This window comes from Actinopolyspora mortivallis (genome assembly GCF_003001495.1).
In the GTDB taxonomy this organism is placed as follows: Bacteria; Actinomycetota; Actinomycetes; order Mycobacteriales; family Pseudonocardiaceae; genus Actinopolyspora; species Actinopolyspora mortivallis_A.
Genome location: NZ_PVSR01000006.1, coordinates 105,124 through 128,741, shown reverse-complemented (window position 1 = coordinate 128,741; position 23,618 = coordinate 105,124). Strand labels below are relative to the sequence as shown.

Annotated in this window: 20 protein-coding genes and 1 riboswitch; of the genes, 13 read left to right on the top strand and 7 right to left on the bottom strand. The window is 68.9% G+C overall.

Translation table 11 applies throughout. The features are described 5' to 3' along the window. Together CEP50_RS07110 and CEP50_RS07105 are read left to right on the top strand one after the other, a co-directional pair. Nucleotides 1–623 (top strand): ComEA family DNA-binding protein (locus CEP50_RS07110; protein WP_106113143.1); only part of this gene is annotated, 623 nt, incomplete at its 5' end. Next, a complete protein-coding gene (locus CEP50_RS07105) occupies nucleotides 620–2,998 on the top strand; it encodes a ComEC/Rec2 family competence protein (protein ID WP_106113121.1) in 2,379 nt (792 codons plus the stop codon). The genes CEP50_RS07110 and CEP50_RS07105, both read left to right, overlap by 4 nt. A 44-nt stretch (nucleotides 2,999–3,042) precedes the next feature. Here CEP50_RS07105 and thrC read toward each other — a convergent pair whose 3' ends face one another. Further along, nucleotides 3,043–4,314 (bottom strand): threonine synthase, encoded by a 1,272-nt coding sequence (thrC, locus tag CEP50_RS07100; protein ID WP_106113120.1) that lies wholly within the window; start codon nucleotides 4,312–4,314, stop codon nucleotides 3,043–3,045. A gap of 14 nt (nucleotides 4,315–4,328) precedes the next feature. Further along, a riboswitch (SAM riboswitch) is annotated at nucleotides 4,329–4,459 on the bottom strand. Nucleotides 4,460–4,564: 105 nt separating this feature from the next. Between thrC and holA the strand changes: the two genes are divergently transcribed. Next, on the top strand, nucleotides 4,565–5,533 hold the full coding sequence (holA, locus tag CEP50_RS07095; RefSeq protein WP_106113119.1) for a DNA polymerase III subunit delta: 969 nt from the start codon (nucleotides 4,565–4,567) through the stop codon (nucleotides 5,531–5,533). Nucleotides 5,534–5,659: 126 nt separating this feature from the next. Here holA and rpsT read toward each other — a convergent pair whose 3' ends face one another. The 3 genes from rpsT to CEP50_RS07080 form a co-directional block, all read right to left on the bottom strand. Then, entirely contained in the window at nucleotides 5,660–5,920 is a 261-nt protein-coding gene (gene rpsT / locus CEP50_RS07090) for a 30S ribosomal protein S20 (protein ID WP_106113118.1), read from the bottom strand. Nucleotides 5,921–6,171: 251 nt separating this feature from the next. After that, nucleotides 6,172–6,381, bottom strand: coding sequence for a hypothetical protein (locus CEP50_RS07085; protein ID WP_019855049.1), 210 nt, complete (start codon nucleotides 6,379–6,381; stop codon nucleotides 6,172–6,174). Between the two features lie 9 nt (nucleotides 6,382–6,390). Continuing rightward, on the bottom strand, nucleotides 6,391–7,305 hold the full coding sequence (locus CEP50_RS07080) for an SPFH domain-containing protein (RefSeq protein WP_106113117.1): 915 nt from the start codon (nucleotides 7,303–7,305) through the stop codon (nucleotides 6,391–6,393). Between the two features lie 167 nt (nucleotides 7,306–7,472). On the opposite strand from CEP50_RS07080, the gene CEP50_RS07075 reads away from it, so the two are divergent. Together CEP50_RS07075 and lepA are read left to right on the top strand one after the other, a co-directional pair. Continuing rightward, entirely contained in the window at nucleotides 7,473–7,853 is a 381-nt protein-coding gene (locus tag CEP50_RS07075) for a VOC family protein (protein ID WP_106113116.1), read from the top strand. A 192-nt stretch (nucleotides 7,854–8,045) separates the two neighbouring features. Then, nucleotides 8,046–9,899: a translation elongation factor 4 gene (gene lepA, locus CEP50_RS07070; protein WP_106113115.1), complete on the top strand. Its 1,854-nt coding sequence runs from the start codon at nucleotides 8,046–8,048 to the stop codon at nucleotides 9,897–9,899. 148 nt (nucleotides 9,900–10,047) lie between these two features. Here lepA and CEP50_RS07065 read toward each other — a convergent pair whose 3' ends face one another. Further along, complete coding sequence (locus CEP50_RS07065) at nucleotides 10,048–11,520, bottom strand: XRE family transcriptional regulator (protein WP_106113114.1); 1,473 nt, start codon at nucleotides 11,518–11,520, stop codon at nucleotides 10,048–10,050. Nucleotides 11,521–11,637: 117 nt separating this feature from the next. Here CEP50_RS07065 and aceA point away from each other — a divergent pair, with 117 nt between their 5' ends. The 7 genes from aceA to CEP50_RS07030 all read left to right on the top strand — a co-directional run bounded on the left by aceA (nucleotide 11,638) and on the right by CEP50_RS07030 (nucleotide 19,320). After that, entirely contained in the window at nucleotides 11,638–12,957 is a 1,320-nt protein-coding gene (gene aceA, locus CEP50_RS07060) for an isocitrate lyase (RefSeq protein ID WP_019855044.1), read from the top strand. 510 nt (nucleotides 12,958–13,467) lie between these two features. Continuing rightward, nucleotides 13,468–14,967 carry a CoA-acylating methylmalonate-semialdehyde dehydrogenase gene (locus CEP50_RS07055; protein WP_106113113.1) on the top strand — a complete coding sequence of 500 codons (1,500 nt, stop codon included), beginning with the start codon at nucleotides 13,468–13,470 and terminating at the stop codon, nucleotides 14,965–14,967. A 170-nt stretch (nucleotides 14,968–15,137) separates the two neighbouring features. After that, nucleotides 15,138–16,319: an acyl-CoA dehydrogenase family protein gene (locus CEP50_RS07050; protein WP_106113142.1), complete on the top strand. Its 1,182-nt coding sequence runs from the start codon at nucleotides 15,138–15,140 to the stop codon at nucleotides 16,317–16,319. After that, entirely contained in the window at nucleotides 16,316–17,374 is a 1,059-nt protein-coding gene (locus tag CEP50_RS07045) for an enoyl-CoA hydratase/isomerase family protein (RefSeq protein WP_106113112.1), read from the top strand. Before CEP50_RS07050 ends, CEP50_RS07045 begins: the two co-directional genes overlap by 4 nt. A gap of 54 nt (nucleotides 17,375–17,428) precedes the next feature. After that, entirely contained in the window at nucleotides 17,429–18,337 is a 909-nt protein-coding gene (gene mmsB / locus CEP50_RS07040; protein WP_106113111.1) for a 3-hydroxyisobutyrate dehydrogenase, read from the top strand. 109 nt (nucleotides 18,338–18,446) lie between these two features. Beyond that, nucleotides 18,447–18,713 (top strand): hypothetical protein, encoded by a 267-nt coding sequence (locus CEP50_RS07035; protein ID WP_106113110.1) that lies wholly within the window; start codon nucleotides 18,447–18,449, stop codon nucleotides 18,711–18,713. Between the two features lie 229 nt (nucleotides 18,714–18,942). Further along, nucleotides 18,943–19,320 carry a barstar family protein gene (locus tag CEP50_RS07030; RefSeq protein ID WP_258174960.1) on the top strand — a complete coding sequence of 126 codons (378 nt, stop codon included), beginning with the start codon at nucleotides 18,943–18,945 and terminating at the stop codon, nucleotides 19,318–19,320. 70 nt (nucleotides 19,321–19,390) lie between these two features. Here CEP50_RS07030 and CEP50_RS07025 read toward each other — a convergent pair whose 3' ends face one another. Then, entirely contained in the window at nucleotides 19,391–20,158 is a 768-nt protein-coding gene (locus CEP50_RS07025) for an enoyl-CoA hydratase-related protein (protein ID WP_106113109.1), read from the bottom strand. A 137-nt stretch (nucleotides 20,159–20,295) separates the two neighbouring features. Here CEP50_RS07025 and CEP50_RS19810 point away from each other — a divergent pair, with 137 nt between their 5' ends. Further along, on the top strand, nucleotides 20,296–20,535 hold the full coding sequence (locus CEP50_RS19810; protein ID WP_146134756.1) for a hypothetical protein: 240 nt from the start codon (nucleotides 20,296–20,298) through the stop codon (nucleotides 20,533–20,535). A 661-nt stretch (nucleotides 20,536–21,196) separates the two neighbouring features. Here CEP50_RS19810 and CEP50_RS07020 read toward each other — a convergent pair. Continuing rightward, nucleotides 21,197–23,596: an ADP-ribosylglycohydrolase family protein gene (locus tag CEP50_RS07020; RefSeq protein ID WP_106113108.1), complete on the bottom strand. Its 2,400-nt coding sequence runs from the start codon at nucleotides 23,594–23,596 to the stop codon at nucleotides 21,197–21,199. Between the last annotated feature and the right edge of the window lie 22 nt (nucleotides 23,597–23,618).

Below are 23,618 nucleotides of genomic sequence, written 5' to 3'. Positions count from 1 at the left end.
GGTGGCGGGAGCGGGTCACGGGGGCGCTGCGCCGGGCACTGCCCGATCCCGGGCGTGCGGGGTGTCTCGGGACGAGCGTCGTGGCCGTGCTCGGGTGTCTGGTGTTCGCGTTCGGGTGGGGTTCCGGGAGCGAGCCCGCCAGGGTTCCCGTGCGGGAACCGACCACGGTGGATCCGGTGTCCACCACGACCGCCGCCACCGAGAGGATCGTCGTCAGCGTGGTCGGACGGGTCCACCGGCCCGGACTGATCACCCTGGACGGAGGCGCGAGGGTCGCCCAGGCGTTGCGGGCCGCGGGTGGGCCGCTGCCGGAGACGGACACGCTGGGACTCAACCTGGCCCGGCAGCTCTCCGACGGCGAACAGCTCTACGTGGGTGTGGAGCCTCCGGAGGAGGCGTCCACGGGAGGGAGCGCGGAGGGAACGGAGAACTCCCCCGTCGACCTCAACGAAGCGGGAGAACGGGAACTGCGGGAACTTCCCGGGGTGGGACCGGTCACCGCCGACAGCATACTCCGGTGGCGTGCCGAGCACGGGCCGTTCGCCTCCGTGGAACAGCTGCGGGAGGTGGACGGTATCGGACCGGCCACACTCGCCAGGTTGCGTGAGCTGGTTCGGGTGTGAGCACGGTCCGGGCGTTCGCCTCCTCGACGGAGACCTCGTCCACACTCGACTTCCGACTGGTCCCCGGAGCCGTGGGTAGCTGGGCCACCACAGTGGTCTGTCTGCACTTCGGTTGGCCGACGGCGGTGGTGGTGGCGGCGCTGGGAGCTCTGCTCGTCGTCGCCTCGGTGGTCTCGTCTCCGCGAGGGCGGTGGGTGAACGGGGCCGTTCTGCTGGCCGTCCTGGTCACCACCACGGCGTTCGGGCTGGCCGTTCGGCTCCGCCACCTCGACGGGCACGAACTGCGCGCGGTGGGGCAGCGAACCGACAGCGTGCAGGTCCGCGTGGAACTCACCGAGCGCCCCACTCCCACCGCCGCCGCCCCGGAAAAGGGACGTCCGGCGGGAGAGAGGGCCGTGGTCCGTGCCCGGCTGCGTGCCTTTCGGGCCGACGAACACTGGTACTCCACGCGGGGGGACGTGCTGCTGCTGGTTCCGGGTTCCTCGTGGCAGGGGCTGTTGCGGGGGCAGCGGCTCGAGACCACGGCAGCCGTGCTGCCCCCGCACGGCCGGGATCCGCTGGTGGCGGTGCTGGCGGTGCACCAGCCTCCGGAGAACGTGACGCCGCCACCACTGGCCCAGCGGGTGGCGGAGAACCTCCGTGCGGGACTGCGACGCGCGAGTTCGACCTCGCTCGGACCGGAAGCGGCCGGACTGCTTCCCGGGCTGGTGGTGGGTGACACCGGCGGTCTGCCCGCCACGGTGCGCGAGGATTTCCAGGACGCCGGGCTGACTCATCTCACCGCCGTGTCCGGAGCCAACCTCGCCATCGTCTGCGGTGCCGCGCTGGTGTTGCTGCGCTCGGTCCGGGCACCACCGGTGGTTGCCGCCTCCGGTGCGGCGGGAGCGCTGCTCGGTTTCGTTGTCCTGGCGGGAGGGGAACCGAGTGTGCTGCGTGCGGCGGTGATGGGGGGCATCGGTCTGCTGGCACTGCTGCTGGGCAGGCGGGGACAGGCGTTGCCCTCCCTGGCGACGAGCGTGATCGTGCTCCTGATGGCGCTTCCCCGGCTGGCCGTCAGCCCCGGGTTCGTGTTGTCGGTGGCCGCCACGGCCGCGCTGGTCCTGCTGGCTCCCGGGTGGTCGGGATGGCTGCGTGCCCGGGGCGTGCCGCGTGGCTTCGCCGAGGTGCTCGCCGTACCCGCTGCCGCCCAGGTGGCCACGGGTCCGGCCGTGGTGGCCCTGTCCGGTGAGTTCAGCCTGGTGGGAGTGCTGGCCAACATGGCGACCGAGCCGATGGTGGCTCCGGCGACCGTGCTGGGGGTGTTGGCCACGGTGACGACTCCCTGGTTCCCGTGGTCGGGGGAGGTCCTCACCCTGGCGGCGGCGCCGGCCCTGGAGTGGATCCTGTTGGTCGCCCGCCAGGCGGGCGATCTTCCCGCGGCCACGGTGCCGCTTCCCGGCGGACTCACCGGAGCTGCCGTGTTCACGGTCGCGGTGCTCGTGCTGGGGCTGGTGGCCCGTTTCGGGCGGTTCCGTCCCTGGACCGTGGTGGTCCTGGTGCTTTCGCTGGTCGCGGTGCTGCTCGGCCCGGTACCCCTGCGGCGGCCCTGGCCACCCCGCGACTCCTGGGGAGTGGTGGCCTGTGACGTGGGACAGGGGGACGGGGTGGTGTTGGCCACCTCGCGGAGTGGGACCGCCGTGGTCGTGGACACCGGTCCCTCGGCGGCGCTGATCGACGAGTGCCTGGACCGTCTCGGGGTGCACCGTGTCCCGCTGCTGGTGCTCACCCACCCGCACGACGACCACTACGCCGGGCTGGCCGGGGTGTTCGCCGGTCGTGAGGTCGAACGGGTGGGCCTCGCCCGAGAGCGGAGCTGGGCGGACACCGGCGTGCTCGGGCGGGTGCGTTCGACCGGGGCGCGGGTGGTGCGCCTGGGGGAAGGACAACGGTGGAGCTGGCCCGGTCTGGGGGTGCGGGTGCTCGCCCCGGAGGGGGACACCGGAGTCACCCCCGGAAGGAGGGTCAACGACTCCTCGGTGGTGCTGAGGGCCAGCACCCGAGTGGGGAGAGTGCTGTTGACCGGCGACATCGAGCTGCGTGCCCAGCGGAGACTGCTCGACGACGAGGACGCCCTGCGCGCGGAGGTCCTGAAAGTGCCCCACCACGGCTCGCGTTACACGAGTGAGAAGTTCCTGCGGACGGTGGACCCACGGTTGGCTCTGGTCAGTGTGGGCAGCGACAACGACTACGGGCACCCGAGCTCCACCGTGCTCGACACCCTGCGCGCCACGGGGGCGTTGGTTCGGCGCACGGACCGGAGCGGGACGGTCGCCGTGCTCGGAACCGCCGAGGAGATGACCGTGGTCTCTTCGGGAAACCCGGTGCGGCGGCGATGACACCACGTCGGGGGAACATCCCGACGTGGTGTCATCGGCGCGGGTCAGTCGTTCAGGGCGCGGTCCACGGCCTCGGTGGTGGGTGCCACGGTGGCCTTCGGGCCGATGTGCTCCTGCAACGAGTCCATCGTCTTGAGACCGTCCCCGGTGATGAGCAGTACCGTCTCGGCGTCGGGGTCGATCTGCCCGGCCTCGATCAGCTTCTTGGCCGTGGCGACGGTGACCCCGCCCGCGGTCTCGGCGAAGATGCCCTCGGTACGGGCCAGCAGCCGGATGCCCTCCACGACCTCCTCGTCGCTGACGTCCTCGACGGCCCCGTTCGTACGACGCACGGTGTCCAACACGTACGGCCCGTCCGCGGGAGCACCGATGGCCAACGAACGTGCGATGGTGTCCGGCCGAACCGGCTGGACCACGTCCTGGCCCTCCTTGTAGGCGTTGGCCACCGGGGAGCACCCGGAGGCCTGGGCGCCGAAGAGCCGGTACGGACTGGGTTCCACCAGTCCCACCTCGCCGAGTTCCCGGAAGCCCTTGTCGACCTTGGTGAGCTGGGAGCCGGAGGCGATCGGCACGACCACCTGCTCGGGAAGACGCCATCCGAGCTGTTCGGCGACCTCGAAGGCGAGGGTCTTGGAGCCCTCCGAGTAGTACGGCCGGACGTTGACGTTCACGAACGCCCAGTCCTCGTGCTCACCGGCGAGTTCGGTGGCCAGCCTGTTCACGTCGTCGTAGTTGCCGTCCACGGCCAACAGCGAGCCGTCGTACACGGCCGTCATGAGCACCTTCGCCCGTTCGAGCGAAGAGGGCACCAGGACCACCGAGTCCCAGCCGGCCCGGGCCGCTGCCGCTCCCACCGCGTTGGCCAGGTTGCCGGTGGACGGGCAGGCGAGGACCTTGAAGCCGAACTCGCGGGCGGCGGCCAGGGCGACGGCCACCACGCGGTCCTTGAAGGAGTGCGTGGGGTTTCCGGTGTCGTCCTTGACCCAGACGCGTTTGACACCGAGTGCCTCGGCCAGGGCATCGGCGCGTACGAGCCGGGTACAGCCGGGGTCGGTGTTCGGGTGGCGTTCCACATCGGACGGAACGGGCAGCAGTTTCTTGTACCGCCAGATCGAACGGGGCCCGGATTCGATGTCCTCCCGGCGGACCCGGCCGAAGTCGTAGGTGACTTCCAGCGGCGAGAAGTCCTCCAGGGAGACGAACTCGGGGGCCAGGGGTTGCCGGTGGCCCTCCTCCTTCGAAACCAGTTCCGCGGCCGGTCCCAGGTCGAGTTTCCGGTTCGACGTGTCGGCCTGTGTTCGGGCGGCAGCTGTCATCGCGAGGTCCTTTCCCCTCATCTGTCCCGCTGGCGGGTCGGAATTGGCACCACTTGCGTCGTCTGCCTCGCGCTCGTGATCACGACAGGCGACGCCGGTTGCCGGGGCTTCACAGGGCCGTTCCCTCTGCCCCTCTGGATGAGCTATCCATGTTGTGCGGGCAACGCTACGGCATGAGCCCGTGATCCGACCACTGTGATCCAGCATCCGGGACGGGAGAGGGAGCTCGGCCCGGTGCGAGAATGGGGGCATGAATCCGGCACCGGCGTCGCTGCATCTCGTGGTCGGCGAAGAGGAACTGCTGGTGGAGCGTGCCGTTTCCGAAACCCTCGCCGCCGCGCGGGAGAATGATCCCGCCACCGAGTTCCGTCGGGCGAGGGTGAGTGAACTCACTCCTCCCGAGCTCGACGAGATGCTCAGTCCCTCGTTGTTCTCCGAGGGGCGTGTCGTGGCGCTGGAGGCGGCCCAGGAGGCGGGCAAGGAGATCGCCGAGGCGGTGCTCTCCCACGCGCGTGCCCCCGCCGAGGGGGTGGTTCTCCTCGTGCTGCACAACGGGGGCGGGCGTGCCAAGCAGGCCAAGGAACTTCCCGCCACCCTGCGGAAGCTCGGGGCCACGGTGACCGAGTGCCCTCGGCTCACGCGTCCTTCCGAGCGGGAGAGCTTCGTGAAGGCCGAGGCGAGCCGTTGCGGGGGACGGATCGAGCCCGCCGCGGTGGGTGCGTTGCTGGAGACCGTGGGCAACGATCTGCGTGAGTTGGCCTCCTCGGTGTCGCAGTTGGTCGCCGACACCGACGGGAAGGTGGACGAGGCGGCGGTGCGGCGCTACCACCAGGGCAAGGCCGAGGTGACCGGTTTCGTCGTGGCGGAGAAGGCGGTCATGGGGGACCGTGCCGGGGCGCTGGAGGCACTGCGCTGGGCGCTGCGTCTGGGGGTGCCGCACGTGTTGATCGCCGACGCCCTGGCGGACGCGGTGCGCACCATCGGTCGGGTCGCGAGCGCCGGGGGAGGGGACCAGTACCGACTGGCCAAGGAACTCGGCATGCCCCCCTGGAAGGTCAAGAAGGCCCAGTCCCAGGCACGAGGGTGGAACCGGGTCGGTGTCACCAGCGCCATGGGGCTGGTGGCCGAGCTGAACGCGCAGGTGAAGGGGCAGGCGGCCGACGCCGACTACGCCCTGGAACGGGCGGTGCTCGGGTTGGTCGAACTGCGTGCACGGTGACCCGACGAAACCGGCGGACCTCCGCGCCGAGCGGGGAGGTCCGCCGAGAGGGAGTCGCTTCGCCCGCGCCGGCGCGGGTCGTCACCGCGGCGGGCCCGCTCCGTGGGGGAGCGGCCGCGAGGGGCCTCAGAGCTGGTTCAGCTGCCGGGCCATCGAGGACTTCTTGTTGGCCGCCTGGTTGCGGTGGATGACGCCCTTCTTGGCCGCCTTGTCCAGCGCGCGGCTCGCGGCCCGCTCCATCTCGGCGGCCTTCTCCCTGTCGCCGGCGGCAGCGGCCTCACGGAACTTGCGCATCGCGGACTTGACCGAGGTCTTGACCGCCTTGTTGCGCCGGCGGTTGCGCTCGTTGATCAGGATGCGTTTCTTGGAAGACTTGATGTTGGCCACTGGTACGCCTCTTTCTGATCGACCGGAGTGTGCTACCGCGTTCGAACGGCGCCGCCCCACCTCGCGAGGTCATCGCCCCGGTGCGACCGGGAGCGGGCGGCCTTCCTCCACGTCGGAACTGCCACGCGGTGCGGTCGGCCATGGTAGCAACGGGCTCCCGCGCCGCCGCGCGTGGCCTCCGTCGGGCGGGTGGAGTCGACAACCGACTCGTGTGCGAGCCGTGTCTCCACGGACGCGGGCTCCGGGCCCGTTCAGTCCGGGGGGAGCTCGTCCTTGCGGGGTCTTCCCCTTCCCCGTTGCCGCGTGGTTTCGCTGGGCAGTCTGCCCGCCTCCTGCAGTGCCTTGCGTAGCAGGAACTCCATCTGCGCGTTCGTGCTGCGCAACTCGTCCGCCGCCCAACGGGCGAGCGCGTCGTGCACTGCCGGATCCAGCCGCAGCAGGAAGCTCTTGCGGGAGGCCACCTGAGTCCCTCACTGGTACAGCGAGCCGGTGTTGACCACCGGTTGGGTCGCTTTGTCGCCGCACAGCACGACCAGCAGATTGCTGACCATCGACGCCTTGCGCTCCTCGTCCAGCTCGACGACCTGGTCCTCGGCCAGTTGTCCGAGGGCGGACTCGACCATACCCACCGCACCCTCGACGATGCGCTGTCGTGCGGCCACGACCGCGTCGGCCTGTTGGCGTTGCAGCATCGACTGTGCGATCTCCGGGGCGTAGGCGAGGTGGGTGATCCTGGACTCGATGACCTTCACCCCAGCCGAGTGCACCCGTTCGGAGATCTCCTTGGACAGCTTGGCGGTGATCTCCTCGGCGTTCTCCCGCAGTGAGAGTTCCCGTTGTCCCCGGCTGTCGTAGGCGTAACTGGTGGCGATGTGTCGCACCGCCGTCTCCGCCTGGGTCTCGACGAACTCGACGAAGTCGTCGACGCCGAAGGAGGCCTGTGCGGTGTCGTCCACCTGCCAGACCACCACGGCGGCGATCTCGATGGGATTGCCCTCGGCGTCGTTGACCTTCATCACGCTGGTCTCGTGGTTACGGATCCGGGTGGAGATGCGTTCCCGCGTGGTGAACGGGTTGACCCACTGCAACCCGGCCGGACGCAGGGTGCCGGTGTAGCGGCCGAGGAACTGCAGCACCCGCGCTTCGCCGGGTGAGACGGCCACGAACCCCGCGAACCCCACCAGGGTGAGGATCCCCAGTAGGAGTCCCGCCACGAGTATCCACCAGGTGGAGCTCGCGACGCCGGAAACGACCAGTACCGCGGCCACGACCAGCAGCAGCACGCCCAGCCCGAGCATCGGAAGTCCCGGGGCTCGGTGCGCGGGGTGTTCCCGGATCTCCGGTTGGGGCATCGCCACGTCCGTGCCGGTGCTCTCGGTGCTCATCAGGACCTCCTCGGCCGCTTTTTCGATGTCCACAGGACATCATAGTGATATCACTTTTTGGCTGAGGGGCAAACCTCCGGACGTGAAGGATCCTCGTCACCGAGGACGGATCGCCGGTGTCCGGCGACCGTTCGGCGGATCCGGCCGCGATCGGGTAGGACGGGGGCATGGAGGTACTCAGCAGCAGGATGATTCTGCGGCCCGGCGACCACGACCGTTCGGTGCGCTTCTACCGGGACACGCTCGGACTGGCGATCCACCGCGAGTTCCCCGGCGGCACGGTGTTCTTCCTCGGCCAGGGGCTGCTGGAGGTCTCCGGCAGCGGCGGTGCCGGCCCCAGCGAGGACCAGATGCTGTGGTTGCAGGTGCGCGACGTGGCCGAGACCGTCGACGAGCTGCGCGGACGTGGGGTGGAGGTCCTCGCCGAGCCCGTGCGCCAGCCCTGGGGGTTGATCGAGGGAACCGTCGCCGATCCGGACGGGATGCGGATCGTGCTGGTGCAGGTGCCACCCGAGCACCCGCTGCGTGCCGACACGCGAGCGGGCTGAGCGGGAGGTTCGGACCGACCTGTCGGCTGGTGCCGCCCTCCGGGAGGGGTTCCGGAGCGTCGTGTCCGGGCGCCGCGGACCTCACGAGGTGGTCCTTTCCGGAGCTGGCATCGGACATTCGGAACTTCCGTGGGACGATGGGGGGCAAAAGCCCGCCCGTACGCGAGTCGACATCCCGCGAGGAAGACTTCAGTGAGCACCTTCGCAGACACGACCTTCACCTCTCCTGAACGCATCAGGAACTTCTGCATCATCGCCCACATCGATCACGGCAAGTCGACCCTGGCCGACCGGGTGTTGCAGCTCACCGAGGTGCTCGACGAGCGCGCGTACCGGGACCAGTACCTGGACCGGATGGACCTGGAACGGGAACGCGGCATCACCATCAAGTCGCAGAACGTGCGGCTGCCGTGGCAGCTCGACGGCGAGGACTACGTGCTGCACCTGATCGACACGCCGGGACACGTGGACTTCACCTACGAGGTCAGTCGATCCCTGGCGGCGTGTGAGGGAGCGATCCTGCTGGTCGACGCGGCACAGGGCATCGAGGCCCAGACCCTGGCCAACCTCTACCTGGCCATGGAGCACGACCTGGAGATCATCCCCGTGCTCAACAAGATCGACCTGCCCGCCGCGGAGCCGGACCGCTACGCCTCCGAGCTCGCCCACATCATCGGTTGCTCCGAGTCCGACGTGCTGCGGGTCTCGGCCAAGAGTGGTGAGGGCGTGGCCGATGTTCTCGACGCGGTCGTGCTCAACGTTCCCGCGCCGGAGGGTGAACAGAACTCCCCCGCCCGTGCGATGATCTTCGACTCGGTCTACGACACCTACCGGGGTGTGATCACCTACATCCGTGTCGTCGACGGCAGGATCACCCCGAGGGAGAAGATCCGGATGATGTCCACCGGCGCCACGCACGAGCTGCTCGAGGTGGGGATCATCTCTCCGGAGCAGAAGCCCTCCGAGGGGCTGGGCGTGGGGGAGGTCGGTTACCTGATCACGGGGGTGAAGGACGTTCGCCAGTCCCGGGTCGGTGACACGATCACCCTGGCCAAGGGGGGCGCGGAGGAACCGCTGCCCGGCTACCGCGATCCGATCCCGATGGTCTACTCCGGGCTCTACCCCATGGAGGGGTCGGACTACCCGGTCCTGCGGGACGCCCTGGACAAGCTGTTGCTCAACGACGCCGCGCTGACCTACGAGCCCGAGACCTCCGGGGCGCTCGGGTTCGGTTTCCGCTGCGGGTTCCTGGGACTGCTGCACCTGGAGATCACCCGGGCCCGCCTGGAACGGGAGTTCGGGCTCAACCTGATCTCCACGGCCCCGAACGTGGTCTACGGGATCACCCTGCAGGACGGCACCGAGGTCGAGGTGACCAATCCCTCCGACTGGCCGGAGGCCAAGATCGCCGAGGTCCGTGAGCCGATCGCCAAGTGCACGATCATCGCTCCCTCGGAGTTCGTCGGTGCGATCATGGAGCTGTGCCAGGCGCGGCGGGGACGACTCGACAGCATGGACTATCTCTCCGAGAGCCGGGTCGAGCTGCGCTACACCATGCCGCTGGCCGAGATCGTGTTCGACTTCTTCGACCACCTCAAGTCCCGCACCCGGGGCTACGCCTCCATGGACTACGAGGAGTCGGGAACCCAGGCCGCGGATCTGGTCAAGGTGGACATCCTGTTGCAGCACGAGGCGGTGGACGCGTTCAGCGCGATCGTGCACAAGGACAACGCCTACGCCTACGGCACCAGGATGGCCTCCAAGCTGCGGGAGCTCATCCCCCGCCAGCAGTTCGAGGTGCCGATCCAGGCCGCCGTGGGATCGCGGATCATCGCCCGCGAGACGATCCGCGCCATGCGCAAGGACGTGCTCGCCAAGTGCTACGGCGGCGACATCAGTCGGAAGCGCAAGCTGCTGGAGAAGCAGAAGGAAGGCAAGAAGAAGATGAAGACGGTCGGCCGCGTCGAGGTGCCGCAGGAGGCGTTCGTGGCCGCGCTGTCCACCGACGAGGGCGCCAAGGACGAGTCGTCCAAGGGCAAGAAGTAACCCCTGGGGTTCCCGCCGCAACCGCGCCCGTGAGCCGCACCGGCACGTGAGGCGGGGCTCGCGGTGGTGTGGTGGGGCGGTCGAGCGCCCGCACCGTGTCCACCGGACCGCGAGGCCCTCCGGCCCACGCGCCGGCGGGGTCGACCTCCTACTCGTGGGCCTCCAGGAAGGCGTAGACGTCGGCCTCGTCCACTCCCGGGAAGGTGTCCGAGGGCAGCGCGGAGAGCACGTGGGAGTGGGCACGGGCCGAGGGCCAGACCATGCCCTGCCAGCGGTTGGCGAGTTCGGCGGGGGGACGTTGGCAGCACTCCCCGTGCGGACAGCCGGACTTCGAGTGGTTGGTGGTCTCCCGTCCGCGGAACCACCGGGACTCGGTGTAGGGAACACCCAGGGTGATGGCGAAGTCCCGTCCCCGACTGGGGTCGACGTGGGCGACGCACCAGTGGGTGGCTCCCGGCTTGTCGGTGTACTGGTAGTAGGTGGAGTACCGGTCCGGTGAGGAGAACACCTGCCTGCCCGCCCAGTACCGGCACATCCGCTGGCCCTCGATCGCCCCGGTGGGGTCGGCCGGGAACTCCAGGCCGTCGTTGGCGTAGGCCTTGTAGATGATGCCGGTTTCGTCGTTGCGGACGAAGTGGCACACCAGGTCCAGGTACTGGGTGGCCAGATTGGTGAAGCGGTGGGCGGCCATCTCGTAGGACACGGAGAAGACGTCGCGCAGGTCCTCCACGGCGAGGTCGCGTTCCGCCTTGGCCTGCCGCAGGTACTCCACGGCCGGGGTCTCCGGGATCAGCACGGCGGCGGCGAAGTAGTTCGCCTCCACGCGTTGCCGCAGGAAGTCGGCGAAGTCGCGGGGCTGGCGGTGGCCGAGGGTGAGATGCCCCAGGGTCTGGAGCAGGATGGTGCGGGGGCTGTGCATGCCCAGCGACTCCCGTCGCAGGAAGATCCGCTTGTGCCGCAGGTCGGTGACGGAACGGACCGAGCGGGGCAGGTCGGTGACGAACCGCAGCCCGTAACCGAGATGGGTGGCGATGGACTGGATCAGCCCTTCGGAGAGCGGCCCACCGTGGTAGCCGACCCGGTGGAGTATCTGTCCGGCGGACTTCTCGATCTCGGGGAAGTAGTTCCCGTGCTCGCGCATCATGGCGCGTAGTTCCGCGTTGGCGGCCCTGGCCTCTTCCGGGGTGGCCACGCGTTTGGTCTCCCGGCGTCGGAGTTCCTCGTAGAGCGCGAGCACGTGCTCCAGGACCTCGGTGGGGACGCGTTTGCTGATCTTCAGCGGCGGCACGTCGAGCTGCTGGTAGAGCGGGTCCAGTTGGGCCTGTTCGACGGCGATCTCCAGCTCGGCCCGGCGGTTCGGCGGTTTCTTCGACATCAGTTCGTCGACCGAGCTGCCGAGTGCCGCCGCGAGTGACCTGAGTAACGAGAGCTTGGGCTCGCGGTGGCCGTTCTCCAGCAGCGAGAGTTGCGAGGGAGCGCGGTCGACGCGTTTTCCCAGCTCGGAAAGGGTGAGTCCGGCCGCCTTGCGCATGTGGCGCAGGCGCTGCCCGAACACCAGCAGGTCCTGCTCGGTGGAGAACGTGCCGCTTTCTTTCTCCGAGTCGTCCGTGAACTCCGACATGGGCTTCACTGTAACAGAAAAAATCCAAAATTTTGTCTTGATAGCTCCTCGTTTTTTCTTGATGAAGTACCAATACTGGTCAGTAGCAGGCCGCAAGCGATCGAAAGAGGGAACACCATGCCTCAGCCCGGCACCCGCGAACAGGCCCTTCAGGCAGCCGAGGAACTCCGGCGCGACTGGGAGACCAACCCCCGCTGGAAGGGAGTCGAGCGCAGCTACTCGGCCGCCGACGTCATCCGTCTCCGCGGCTCCGTCCAGGAGGAGCACACGCTGGCTCGTCAGGGAGCCGAGCGGCTGTGGAAGCTGCTGCACGAGAACGACTACATCCACGCCCTCGGAGCGCTGACCGGTAACCAGGCGGTCCAGCAGGTCCGCGCCGGACTGCAGGCGATCTACCTGTCCGGCTGGCAGGTCGCCGCCGACGCCAACCTGGCCGGCGAGACCTACCCGGACCAGAGCCTGTACCCCGCGAACTCCGTTCCCCAGGTGGTCCGGCGCATCAACAACGCGCTCAAGCGGGCCGACCAGGTCGCCTGGGCCGAGGCGCTGGACGCCGAGGCCACCGAGGTGGAGCAGGAGGACCGGCACTGGCTGGCCCCGATCGTCGCCGACGCCGAGGCCGGTTTCGGCGGTGTGCTCAACGCCTACGAGCTGATGAAGGGCATGATCCAGGCCGGCGCTGCCGGTGTGCACTGGGAGGACCAGCTCGCCTCCGAGAAGAAGTGCGGCCACCTCGGCGGCAAGGTGCTCATCCCCACCAGCCAGCACGTCAAGACGCTCAACTCGGCCCGGCTGGCCGCCGACGTCGCCGGGGTGCCCACCCTGGTGGTCGCGCGGACCGACGCCCAGGCAGCCACGCTGTTGACCAGCGACGTCGACGAGCGGGACCAGAAGTTCGTCACCGGTGAGCGCACCTCCGAGGGCTTCTACAAGGTCAACAACGGCATCGAGCCGTGCATCGAGCGCGGGCTCGCCTACGCGCCCTACGCCGACCTGATCTGGATGGAGACCTCCACTCCGGACCTGGACGTGGCCAAGAGGTTCGCCGAGGCGATCAAGGCCCAGTACCCGGACAAGATGCTGGCCTACAACTGCTCGCCCTCGTTCAACTGGCGCAAGAACCTGGACGACAGCACCATCGCCAAGTTCCAGCGTGAGCTCGGCCAGATGGGCTACAAGTTCCAGTTCATCACCCTGGCCGGCTTCCACGCGCTGAACTACAGCATGTTCGACCTGGCGAAGAACTACGCCTCCGAGGACATGAGCGCCTACGTCGACCTGCAGGACCGGGAGTTCGCCGCCGAGAAGGACGGCTACACCGCCACCAAGCACCAGCGGGAGGCGGGCACCGGCTACTTCGACCAGATCAGCATGGCGGTGAACCCGGACTCCTCGACCACCGCCCTGGCCGGTTCCACCGAGACGGCCCAGTTCTGAGCCGGTTGTCGGCAACGGGGCGGAACGTCGTGCGGGACGGGGCCGCGGCCCCGTCCCGAGGACCCGGATGCGCCGGGCCGTGCGGGATCCCCGGTCTCCGCGCGGTCCGACCGTCGGAAGAAGGAGGTGTACCACAGCTCCCACGACCGTGAGCACTCCACTCCTGCGGGGGTGTTCACCCAGACGCACCAGCGGCCCTGTGGCGGGGTGTGATGATCGCGATGGTGCGAGTGGGCGGGAACCCGGATCGGCGGGTTCCCGCCCACGCTTGTGTGCGGCCCCCGGAACGGCTCACACGGTTCGTCGTGCTCGTGCGGTGCCCGGGTTCCGGGGCGGCCTGCCGCCGTGGTCCCTCGCCTTCTCGCGCGGCCCCTTTCTTCACCCGATCGAGTTGTGATGTAGCACACCCTTTTGCGGTGTGGTGGAGTGGGTGAATGATTGGTCCACCAAAAGTTTGTCTTCCTAGTTATGGCGTCCGCCCAGCGGTGCGGGGGAAGGGTGCGTAGGCAGATGACCGACGAGCTGGAGCACTTCATCGGAGGCGAACGTGTCGCGGGCACCTCGGGGGCCTACGACGACGTCTTCGACCCGAACACGGGCACGGTGCAGGCCAGAGTGCCGCTCGCCTCGGCCGAGGAGGTGGACTCCGCCGTGCGTGACGCGGCCGAGGCACAGCGCACATGGGCGAGCTGGAACCCCCAACGCCGCGCCAGGGTGCTGATGAGGTTCCTCGAACTGTGCAACGAGGAGATGGACTCGTTAGCCCGGCTGCTGGCGTCCGAGCACGGCAAGACGGTCCCGGACGCCAAGGGGGACGTCCAGCGGGGGCTGGAGGTGGTCGAGTTCGCCACCGGGATCCCCCACCTGCTCAAGGGGGAGTACACCGAGGGAGCCGGTGCGGGCATCGACGTGTACTCGATGCGGCAGCCGCTCGGCGTGGCGGCGGGAATCACCCCCTTCAACTTCCCGGCGATGATTCCGCTGTGGAAAGCGGCCCCCGCGATCGCCTGCGGAAACTCCTTCGTGCTCAAACCCTCCGAAAGGGACCCCTCGGTGCCGCTGCGGCTGGCCGAGCTGTTCGTCGAGGCCGGACTGCCCCCCGGCGTGTTCAACGTCGTCAACGGCGGCAAGACGGCCGTGGACTCCCTGCTGCTGCACCGGGAGGTGGCCGCCGTCGGCTTCGTCGGCTCCTCCGACATCGCCGAGTACATCTACTCCACGGCGGCGGCCCACGGCAAACGCGCGCAGTGCTTCGGCGGCGCCAAGAACCACATGATCATCATGCCGGACGCCGACCTGGACCAGGCGGTGGAGGCGCTGGTGGGAGCGGGCTATGGCTCTGCCGGCGAACGCTGCATGGCCATCTCGGCGGCCGTGCCGGTCGGACAGCCCACGGCCGACGCGCTCGTGGAGAAACTGACCGAGCGGGTCCGCCGACTGCGGACGGGAACCAGTTTCGACGAGTCCGCCGACTTCGGACCGCTGGTGACCGAGCAGGCCAGGAAACGGGTCGAGGACTACATCGCCCTCGGGGTCGCCGAAGGCGCGGACCTGCTGGTCGACGGTCGCGGGTTCCGGATGCCGGGCCACGAGGGCGGGTTCTTCCTCGGCGCCTCGCTGTTCGACAACGTCACCCCCGAGATGCGGATATACCGCGAGGAGATCTTCGGGCCGGTGCTGTCGGTGGTGCGCGCGGCCGACTACGAGGAGGCGCTGCGCCTGCCCAGCGAACACGAGTACGGCAACGGAGTCGCGATATTCACCAGGGACGGCGACTCGGCACGGGAGTTCGCGAGCAGGGTGAACACCGGCATGGTCGGTATCAACGTCCCCATCCCGGTCCCGATCGCCTACCACACCTTCGGCGGATGGAAACGTTCCGGATTCGGCGACCTCAACCAGCACGGCCCGGACTCCATCCGGTTCTACACCAGGACCAAGACCGTGACCTCGCGCTGGCCCTCCGGGCGCAAGGAGGACGCCAGCTTCACCATCCCGACGATGCACTGACCCCACGACCGGCCGCGAGCACCGACGGTGTTCCGAGTGCCGGGAAGGGCCCCGTGGGAGCGGCGTCGGCGATCCCGTCGCGGGACCACGGGGAACCCGTGGCGGGACAACAGGTCGACAGCGAGGAAACGACGTCGCGATCCGACGTCACGACCGAGCAGGAGTTCCCAGTGACCGCTTCCGTCGCAGCGACAGCATCGCCGCGATCCCCGTTCGCCCTCACGGAGGACCAGCGTGCGATCAAGGAGACCGCCGGTGAGTTCGCGGCCGAGCGTATCGCCCCCCACGCGCAGGAGTGGGACCGTGACAAGCACTTCCCCGTGGACGTGCTCAGGGCGGCGGGCGATCTCGGCATGGGGGGCGTCTACATCGACGAACAGTATGGGGGCAGCGGGCTCGGCCGTTTCGACGCCGCGCTCGTCTTCGAGGAACTGGCCACCGGCTGCCCCACCATCGCGGCCTACGTCTCGATACACAACATGGTCGCCTGGATGATCGACGCCTACGGTGACCACGAGCAGCGCGCCGCGTGGTTGCCGCAGATGTGCTCCATGCGACGACTGGGCAGTTACTGCCTCACCGAGCCCGAGGCGGGCTCCGACGCGGCGGCCCTGCGCACCAGGGCGGTGCGCGACGGCGACCACTACGTGGTCAACGGCGTCAAGCAGTTCATCTCCGGAAGCGGCTACGCGGGCGTCTACGTGGTGATGGTGCGCACCGGTGAGCCCGGCCCCAGGGGCATCTCCACGCTGGTGGTCGACGGCGAGACCGAGGGAATCTCCTTCGGGCCGGAGGAGCGGAAGATGGGCTGGAACGCCCAGCCCACCCGGCAGGTCGTCTTCACCGACGTGCGGGTTCCCGTGGCCAACCGGCTCGGGGAGGAGGGCGACGGTTTCCGGATCGCCATGTCCGGGCTGGACGGAGGACGACTCAACATCGGAGCGTGCTCCCTGGGCGGAGCGCGTTCCGCCCTGGAACTCAGCACCGCCTACGCCGAACAGCGTCACGCCTTCGGCTCCCGCATCGGTGACTTCCAGGCAGTGCGTTTCAAGCTCGCCGACATGGCCACCGAGCTGGAGGCGGCCCGCACCCTGCTGTGGCGGGCCGCGGCCGCGCTCGACGCCTGTGACCCGGAGGCCACGCGGCTGTGCGCCATGGCGAAACGACTCGCCACCGACAGCGGTTTCCGCGTGGCCAACGAGGCTCTTCAGATCCACGGGGGTTACGGATACCTTTCCGAGTACGGACTGGAGAAGATCGTACGTGACCTCCGGGTGCACCAGATCCTGGAAGGCACGAACGAGATCATGCGTTTGATCATTTCCCGTGGACTGTTGGAGTCTGACTCATGACCACCCAGGAGAACGCCGAGCAGCAGGTGCTGTTCGAGGTACAGGGCGCGTTGGGGCGGATCACGCTCAACCGGCCGAAGGCCCTGAACTCGTTGACCTTCGACATGGTGCGGGCGGTCACGTCCGCGCTGGAGCAGTGGCGCACCGACGACCGGGTGCGTGCCGTGCTCGTCGAGGGGGCCGGGGAACGCGGCCTGTGCGCGGGCGGCGACATCCGTGCCATGTACGACGCGGTCAGGGCCGGACGGGTCGACCTCACCGAGACGTTCTGGGCCGCCGAGTACCGGATGAACGCCGCGTTGGCCCGCTACCCCAAGCCGGTCGTGGGAATCATGGACGGCATCTGCATGGGCGGCGGTGTCGGGATCTCGGCACACGGTTCGCACCGGGTGGTCACCGAGCGGTCCAAGGTGGGAATGCCCGAGGTGGGGATCGGTTTCGCCCCCGACGTGGGGGGAACCTACCTGCTCTCCCGCGCTCCCGGTGAGCTGGGCACGCACCTGGCGCTGACCGGGGAGCCGGTGAGCGGGGCCGACGCGCTGCACTGCGGGCTGGCCGACCACTACGTGCCCGGCACGGACCTGGACGACCTCGTCACCGCGCTCACCTCCGGCGAGGTCGACGCCTGTCTGGAGAAGTACTCCACCACGCCACCGCGTTCCGAGCTGGCACAGGCTGCCGCCTGGATCGACGAGGTCTACGCCCGGGACTCGGTCGAGGAGATCCTGGAAGGGCTGCGTTCCCGTCCCGAGGAGGAGGCTCAGCGGGCCGCGAGCACGATCGCCACGAAGTCCCCTACCTCGTTGAAGGTCACGTTGCGGGAGCTGCGCGGCGCTCGGGAACTCGACTCCCTGGAACGGGCGCTGGAGCAGGAGTACCGCGTGTCGCTGGGGTGCGTCCACCGCGGCGACTTCATGGAGGGGGTGCGCGCGACGGTGGTGGACAAGGACCGTAATCCCTCCTGGTCACCGGCCACCCTCGCGGACGTCGACGAGGAGCGGGTCGCCGCCTTTTTCGAACGTCCGGCCGGTGGGGACCTCGTTCTCCCCACCTGAGCCCCGAGCCCCCGGCCGCAGGAACTGTCGGATCACGAGAAAGGCGGATCGGCCATGGCTGTCATCGGATTCATCGGGCTGGGACACATGGGAGGCCCGATGTCGGCGAACCTGGTCAAAGCCGGACACACCGTACGGGGCTTCGACCTCGCGTCCGAGGCGACGCGGCGGGCCTCCGAACAGGGGGTGACGGTCGCCGCTTCGACGGTCGAGGCGGTGGAAGGGGTCGATGCCGTGGTCACCATGCTGCCGGGGGGCCAACACCTGCTGGAGTGCTATGACCGGATCCTCGCGGCCGTCTCGCCCGGGACACTGCTGATCGACTCCTCGACGGTGGACGTCGCCGACGCTCGACGGGCGCACGAGCTGGCCGAGGAGGCCGGTCTGGACTCCGTGGACGCTCCGGTCTCCGGCGGCACCGCCGGAGCGGAGGCGGGAACGCTGACCTTCATGGTGGGGGGAACCGAGCGGGCCTACCTGGCCGCGCGGGACTTTCTCGAACCGATGGCCCGCAAGGTGATCCACTGCGGCGGGGCGGGCAACGGGCAGGTCACCAAGATGTGCAACAACCTCATGCTGGCGACCTCGATGCTCGGGGTGGCCGAGGCCTTCGTGCTCGGCGAGCGACTCGGGCTGTCCCACCGGGCGCTGTACGACGTCGCTTCGGTGTCCACCGGCCAGTGCTGGTCGCTGACCACCAACTGCCCCGTTCCGGACATGGTGGAGACCAGCCGGGCCAACCACGACTACGAGCCCGGTTTCGCCGCCTCCCTGATGCTCAAGGACCTGGGACTGGCGGTCTCGGCCGCGGACCGCAGTGGCGCGGACACGGAGCTGGCCCGGCTGGCCGCGCGGATCTACGAACGCTTCAACGAGGAGGGCGGTGGCGGCTACGACTTCAGTGCCGTGATCGACTCCATCAGGCGACACTCCGGGGAGGTGGGCACGGAGCAGCGGGGCTGAGCCCCGGGAACTCCCTCCCGTCCTTTCCGGTGGTCACCGGGAGCCGTCGTGGCCTCCGGGGCGCCCGCCGCGCAGGCGGGTGTCCCGCGGGGTAGGCTGGCTTGCCGTGATGGGCGGAGTGGTCGCGATGTGGGACGGGATCGAGTCGTGGCTGGTGATGCTGCCCTACCCGTTCCAGGTGACGCTGGTGCTGGCCGTGCTCATCCCGTTGTGCTGGCTCGTGGCTCGGGGCCTCGACCGTGGGGTGGACGAGCTCGTGGCCAGGTTGACGAGGACGCGCGAGGCCGATCCCCCGGTGCGTGTGGCACGGCGGCGTGTTCGCGCGAGGACCGGCACGGGCCTTATCGTGAAGGGGCGACGTGTCGAAGCGGAGTAGTGCTGTCTCTCCTGTCGGAGAGTTCCGGGGGAGGCGCGGGTGAGTTCGCGAGGCCGCGTCACGTTCGTGTTGCTGGTGATGCTCGCCCTGGTGGTCTTCGGGTGGCTCGCCGAGCACGTGGACCTCGTGTGAGCGGCGAGGTGACGGTTCCGGTGCCGAGCGCGAATCGTGGGCGATGACGATGAGTCCGGTGGGGTTTCCGAGACGGGGTTCGAGAAGGGACGTCGAGGTGGTCGAATCCGCTCCGTTGCCCGTGTTCGCCACCACCGGGGAGGCGGTGCGCCAGGCCCGGGCCTCGGGAGCTGTCCCGCACGTGCTCGACGGCGGCGAGGTGTTCGGCAAGAGGGCCATGCTGGACGCTGTGGCGGCGACGCTGTCCTTCCCCGAGTGGGCGGGGCGGAACCTGGACGCCCTGTACGACTGCCTGATCGACCTGTGCTGGCTGCCGCCGGGGGAGCACGTGCTGGTCTGGTCGCGCCACCGCGTGCTGGCCGACCACGACCCGAAGACCTACCGGCGGGTCGGTGCGGTGCTGTACGCCGCCACCGGCGGCTCCGGTGAGCGGGTGTTCCGGGCGGTGTGCGCCGACGACGAACCCGGCGGGTGAACAGCACGGGAACGTCCGTCTCCTTCCGGAGAGGGGGGTCGGCAGACCCCGCCCGGCGGTCTTACGTCGCTCAGCGCACCCAGGAGGGAGAGCGTTTCTCCGCGAAGGCCCGCATTCCCTCGGCCGCCTCCTCACTGGCGAAGTGACGGGCCGACAGCTCCAGCATGTTCGCGAAGTCCGTCCGCATGTCCTCCGGCCGGGGTGTGCGCAGCATTTCCTTGGTGGCGGCCAGGGCGTTCGGAGCTCCCCGGGCCAGCATCCGTGCGTAGCGGTCCACTTCGGCGTCCAGTTCCGCCGCGGAGACCGCGGAGTTGAGCAGGCCGATCTCGACCGCCCTGCGCGCGTCGAAGGTCTCGCCGGTGAGGAACAGTTCGTGGGCCTGTCTGGGTTGCAGCCGGGGAAGCACGGTGACCGAGATCACCGCGGGGACGACACCGATGCGCACCTCGCTGAACGCGAAGGTGGCCTCCTCCGCCGCCACCGCGATGTCGGCCGCGGCGACCAGACCCAGGCCGCCGGCGCGGGCCGGACCGGCGAGTTTGGCGATCACGGGTTTCGGGCTGGTCCACACACGTTCCACCAGCTGTGGGACCTCGTTGATGCCCTGGTTCTGCGCGTCCTCGGTGCGGGACTCCTTCAGGTCCATCCCGGCGCAGAACACGGAGCCGGTGTGCTCCAGCACGAGCAGACGGACCTCGGGATCGGCGAGGGCCCCGTCCAACGCCTCCAGCAGCTCGTGACGCAACCGTTTCGACAGGGCGTTGCGATTGTGCGGTGAGTCGAGGGTGATCGTGGCGATCCCGTTGTCCACAACGCGATGCACGAGTTCGTCAGCCATGCGCCGCAGCCTAGTCGGGCTTGTGGAGCCAGTCACCCGGTTCGCTCCAGTGTGGTGCGGACGTCCTCGGGAACTGACGGTTCCAGGGCGGAGAACGCGGTGCGAGAGCGCTGTCTCGCACACGTGGGGCTTGTACCATGACTGCTGAGTTCGTTCCAGTTCGGACACGGCCAGTGGAGGTCGACATTCTTTTGAGAGGAAGAAATCGTGCTTTCTTGTTTGCTCTTTCTGTTTCTGCGCTGGTTGTGTGTATTATTATGATCTGGGGTGGCCGGGGATTGTTTGGCTGGTTGTTTTTTGTGTTTTCCTTGGGGCTTCTTTTGGCGGCGAAAGGGGTTGGCGTGGATGGGTCGAAATCGGTCAAAAATGATGAATGAATCAGTGTTGAATGTCTGGACATTGGTTTTTCCTGTGCTTTCGTTGGATGTTCGTGATATTGCCGGAGGAGTTTTGGATCTTTCTTGCGTTCTGCGGTCTCGCTCTCTTCGGAGGCTGGTTCGGGAGACTGTTCCGCTTCTGCGGTCCTCTGTGGCGTAGCCGGTTCGACAGGAAGTGATGTCGCGGCCGGGGGTGGTGCGCAGCTGGTGCATGTGTCGCAGGAGTGGGCTGCGCTCCAGTGGCAGGGGTTGGTGGTCCGATTGGAAGGGCTGTCGGCTCGGGATCGGGCGCGGTGTTTGGCGAAACGGTTCTGCCGCAAAAGAAGGAACATGGTTCGAAGAGGAGAAATTTTCGCTGTTTCCGTTGCGTTCCCGGTGTTGTTTGCTTTGGTTGTAGGTTCTGTCGTTGGTTCGTCTTTGGGGTGAAATTTTTTCGTGTTTTGATTGTCGGTTGACCGGGGTGGGTTCGACGTTGTTGGTGTCGTTTTCACTGGGGGTGGTTGACCGTGGATGGCTGTTCTTCGTTCACGAGTCTTCGTCCGAGTGGATCAGTGTCGTCTCGTGGTCCGAGTCCTCCGGTAGAAGGCACTGATCCCTAGCCGGGTGAGTAGATCCGGGGTTTTTGGGGACCCGTTTTCGGTTCGGGTGCGGCTCTCCTTCCTCAGCTCGCCGGGTAGCGCTCGAACCACTCGGGGGTCTCCGGGGGAGCGGGGCCGAACTCCAGCGCGGCGTCGGTGGCCATGCGTTCCACGGTCTCGCGCAGCTCCAGTTCCCGGGTCCAGCGTTCCTCAACCGCATCCGGGGTCGAGGCGGCCAACAGCCCGCCGGCCACCGCCCCGCACACCGCGCTGTCCCCGGAGTGGTTGACCGCTGTCCGGATGCCCAGGTCGAAGTCCCCCCGGGCGCAGAGCGCGGAGTAGACCCCGATCCCCAAAGCCCCCACGGCGGTGAATCCGGTGCCGAAGGTTCCGGTGACGCGTTCCGGCGGGACCGGCCCCTCCTCGGCCAGGTCCACGGCGGTGGCCAGGGTGGACCGAACACGCTCTCCTTCCTCCTGGCGCTCCACCATTGCCAGGGCCTCCGCCACCGACTCGGACAGCGGAACCTCCCGCAGCAGCCGGGAGACCACCACGGCCAGGCTCGCCGTGCCCAGCCGGGCGTCGGGGTGGCCGTGGGTGAGACCGGCCAGCTCGGCGGCCACCCGGAACGTCTCGGCCTGGTCCGCGTTCCACAGCGCGGCGGGAACCGCGCGTAACAGGGCCGTGCCGCCGTCCGAGTCGGTCTCCGGTGTCTCCGGGGCCCCCATCTCCCGTTGGCCTTTGGCGAAGGCGATCAGCGTGCGCATCATGGTCCGTCCCGGCGTGCGGGTCTGGAACAGCCCGCGCAGGCCCACCAGCCACCCGTCCGGTTCGGGTGCCACGGACAGGAACCCGCCCGCCGCGCGCGGCCAGCTCAGGTGCTGGGTGTGCAGCCATCGCTGGTAGGCGTGCTGCACGTACCCGGTCGGGAGGTCGACCTCCGTCCCGCGCCGGGCGACCCCGGCACGAACCATCCCCTCCAGGGTGAACAGCAGGATCTGTGTCTCGCTGCCGATCCGTCCCGAGGGATGTCCCGCAGGCACGTACTCCAGCAGCCCCGAGGGGCCGTAGCGGTCCGTGATCTCCTGCCAGGAGTCCCCGGCGACCGCCCCTCCGAGCGCCTCGCCGACGGCGCAGCCGAGAACGCAGTGCGTGAAGCGCCCCTGCCAGACCTCGCTGATGCGGTACTGCCCGGTCGGTTCGTTGTCGCTCTCCGCGGATTCCCCGGAGGTCGGGGCCGTCGGAGGAGAGTCCTCCCGCTGCGGGTCTTCGTCGGAGGCCACCCCGAACTCGCGTACCGCCTCGGCGGTGACTCGTTCGATCAGGGGATCGAGGCGCGGAACCCGCCCCGTGACCTCGTGAAGCCGGTCCGGACCGTGGTGGGCTCCGAACAGCTGTCCGCAGAGCAGCGCGGAGACGAGGGTGTCACCACCGTGGTCGACGGCCACCCGCAGCGCCCCGGCGAGGTCTCCGGGACAGCTGATTACCGCGCGCAGCGCCACGGCCAACACCCCGGCCCCTGTTCGGCAGTCCGCGGCGGCCTCCAGGTTCCTCCTGGTGGGGCGGCTCCCCTCCGGGCGGAACCCGCTCAGCCGCACGGCTTCGGCCACCTCGGGGCAGACACGTTCGTGCCCGGCCAGTTCCACTGCCTCGACGGCGCGGGATCGCGGGTCACCGCCCCGCAGCAGTCCGAACAGGACGAGCGCGGCGATCCCGGCGGGACGGTGCCCCCGGAGGCCACCGTGCGTCAGGGCGGCCATCCGCTCGCCCAACAGCAGGGCCGAGGACGGGTTCTCCGCCCACAGCGCCGCCGCGACCGCCGCGACCGGAACGGCACCGGCCGACTCCGCGGTGTTGACGGGTTCCTCCGGGGTGCCGGGGCGAGCGCCCTCCTCGAGGCGGCCCAGGGTGAACAGCGTCACCGGATCGGCCTCACCACCCGGAGAGCTCCGGGGAGCGGCGGGAGGCTCTCCGCCCGTGGCCTCGTCCCTCCGGGCGGAGGAGTCGGTGCACTCGGAGTGGGTGGCTCCGTGGGGATGCAGCGGACACCGCTGTCCGCGCAGTGCCGCCTCCACCGGGTCGGCCTCACCGTGCCGGCGGAACTCGGCACGAGCCCGAACCATTTCGTCCACAACGGACAGAATCGTAGTCGTGCGCGGTGTTTCCGTGTCCCGCCGGACGAACGCCTCGGCCACCGCGCACCCCCGGAGCACGCCCAGCAACCTCCCCCGTGCCTCGGGGCAGTCGCCGAACAACGTCCCCGTCTCCGCTCGGGGGACGCTGCCGGTGTCCGTGAGCCCGTTTTCCAGCGTCCTCGCCCACAACGGTCCGTGAGGATCGGCGCGGAGCAGCCGCCAGTGGTTCAGCAGGTCACGCTCCCGCTCGTCCCGCAACGGGGGTCGTACGGCACGTCGCCTGTCCGCGCGCAACCTCGCGAGCAGCCGCGCCTCGTTCTCCCCGAGAGGGGTCGTCGTCTTCTCCACGGCACCAGTCATCCTCGTCGTC

Bases quoted from the DNA above. Each gene is read 5' to 3' on its own strand.
- CEP50_RS07080 (WP_106113117.1), bottom strand. From the start codon at position 7,305: ATGAGCACCGAGAGCACCGGCACGGACGTGGCGATGCCCCAACCGGAG.
- mmsB (WP_106113111.1), top strand. From the start codon at position 17,429: ATGGCTGTCATCGGATTCATCGGGCTGGGACACATGGGAGGCCCGATG.
- CEP50_RS07035 (WP_106113110.1), top strand. From the start codon at position 18,447: ATGGGCGGAGTGGTCGCGATGTGGGACGGGATCGAGTCGTGGCTGGTG.
- CEP50_RS19810 (WP_146134756.1), top strand. From the start codon at position 20,296: ATGACTGCTGAGTTCGTTCCAGTTCGGACACGGCCAGTGGAGGTCGAC.
- aceA (WP_019855044.1), top strand. From the start codon at position 11,638: ATGCCTCAGCCCGGCACCCGCGAACAGGCCCTTCAGGCAGCCGAGGAA.
- CEP50_RS07065 (WP_106113114.1), bottom strand. From the start codon at position 11,520: ATGTCGGAGTTCACGGACGACTCGGAGAAAGAAAGCGGCACGTTCTCC.
- CEP50_RS07045 (WP_106113112.1), top strand. From the start codon at position 16,316: ATGACCACCCAGGAGAACGCCGAGCAGCAGGTGCTGTTCGAGGTACAG.
- CEP50_RS07025 (WP_106113109.1), bottom strand. From the start codon at position 20,158: ATGGCTGACGAACTCGTGCATCGCGTTGTGGACAACGGGATCGCCACG.
- CEP50_RS07055 (WP_106113113.1), top strand. From the start codon at position 13,468: ATGACCGACGAGCTGGAGCACTTCATCGGAGGCGAACGTGTCGCGGGC.
- holA (WP_106113119.1), top strand. From the start codon at position 4,565: ATGAATCCGGCACCGGCGTCGCTGCATCTCGTGGTCGGCGAAGAGGAA.
- thrC (WP_106113120.1), bottom strand. From the start codon at position 4,314: ATGACAGCTGCCGCCCGAACACAGGCCGACACGTCGAACCGGAAACTC.
- CEP50_RS07075 (WP_106113116.1), top strand. From the start codon at position 7,473: ATGGAGGTACTCAGCAGCAGGATGATTCTGCGGCCCGGCGACCACGAC.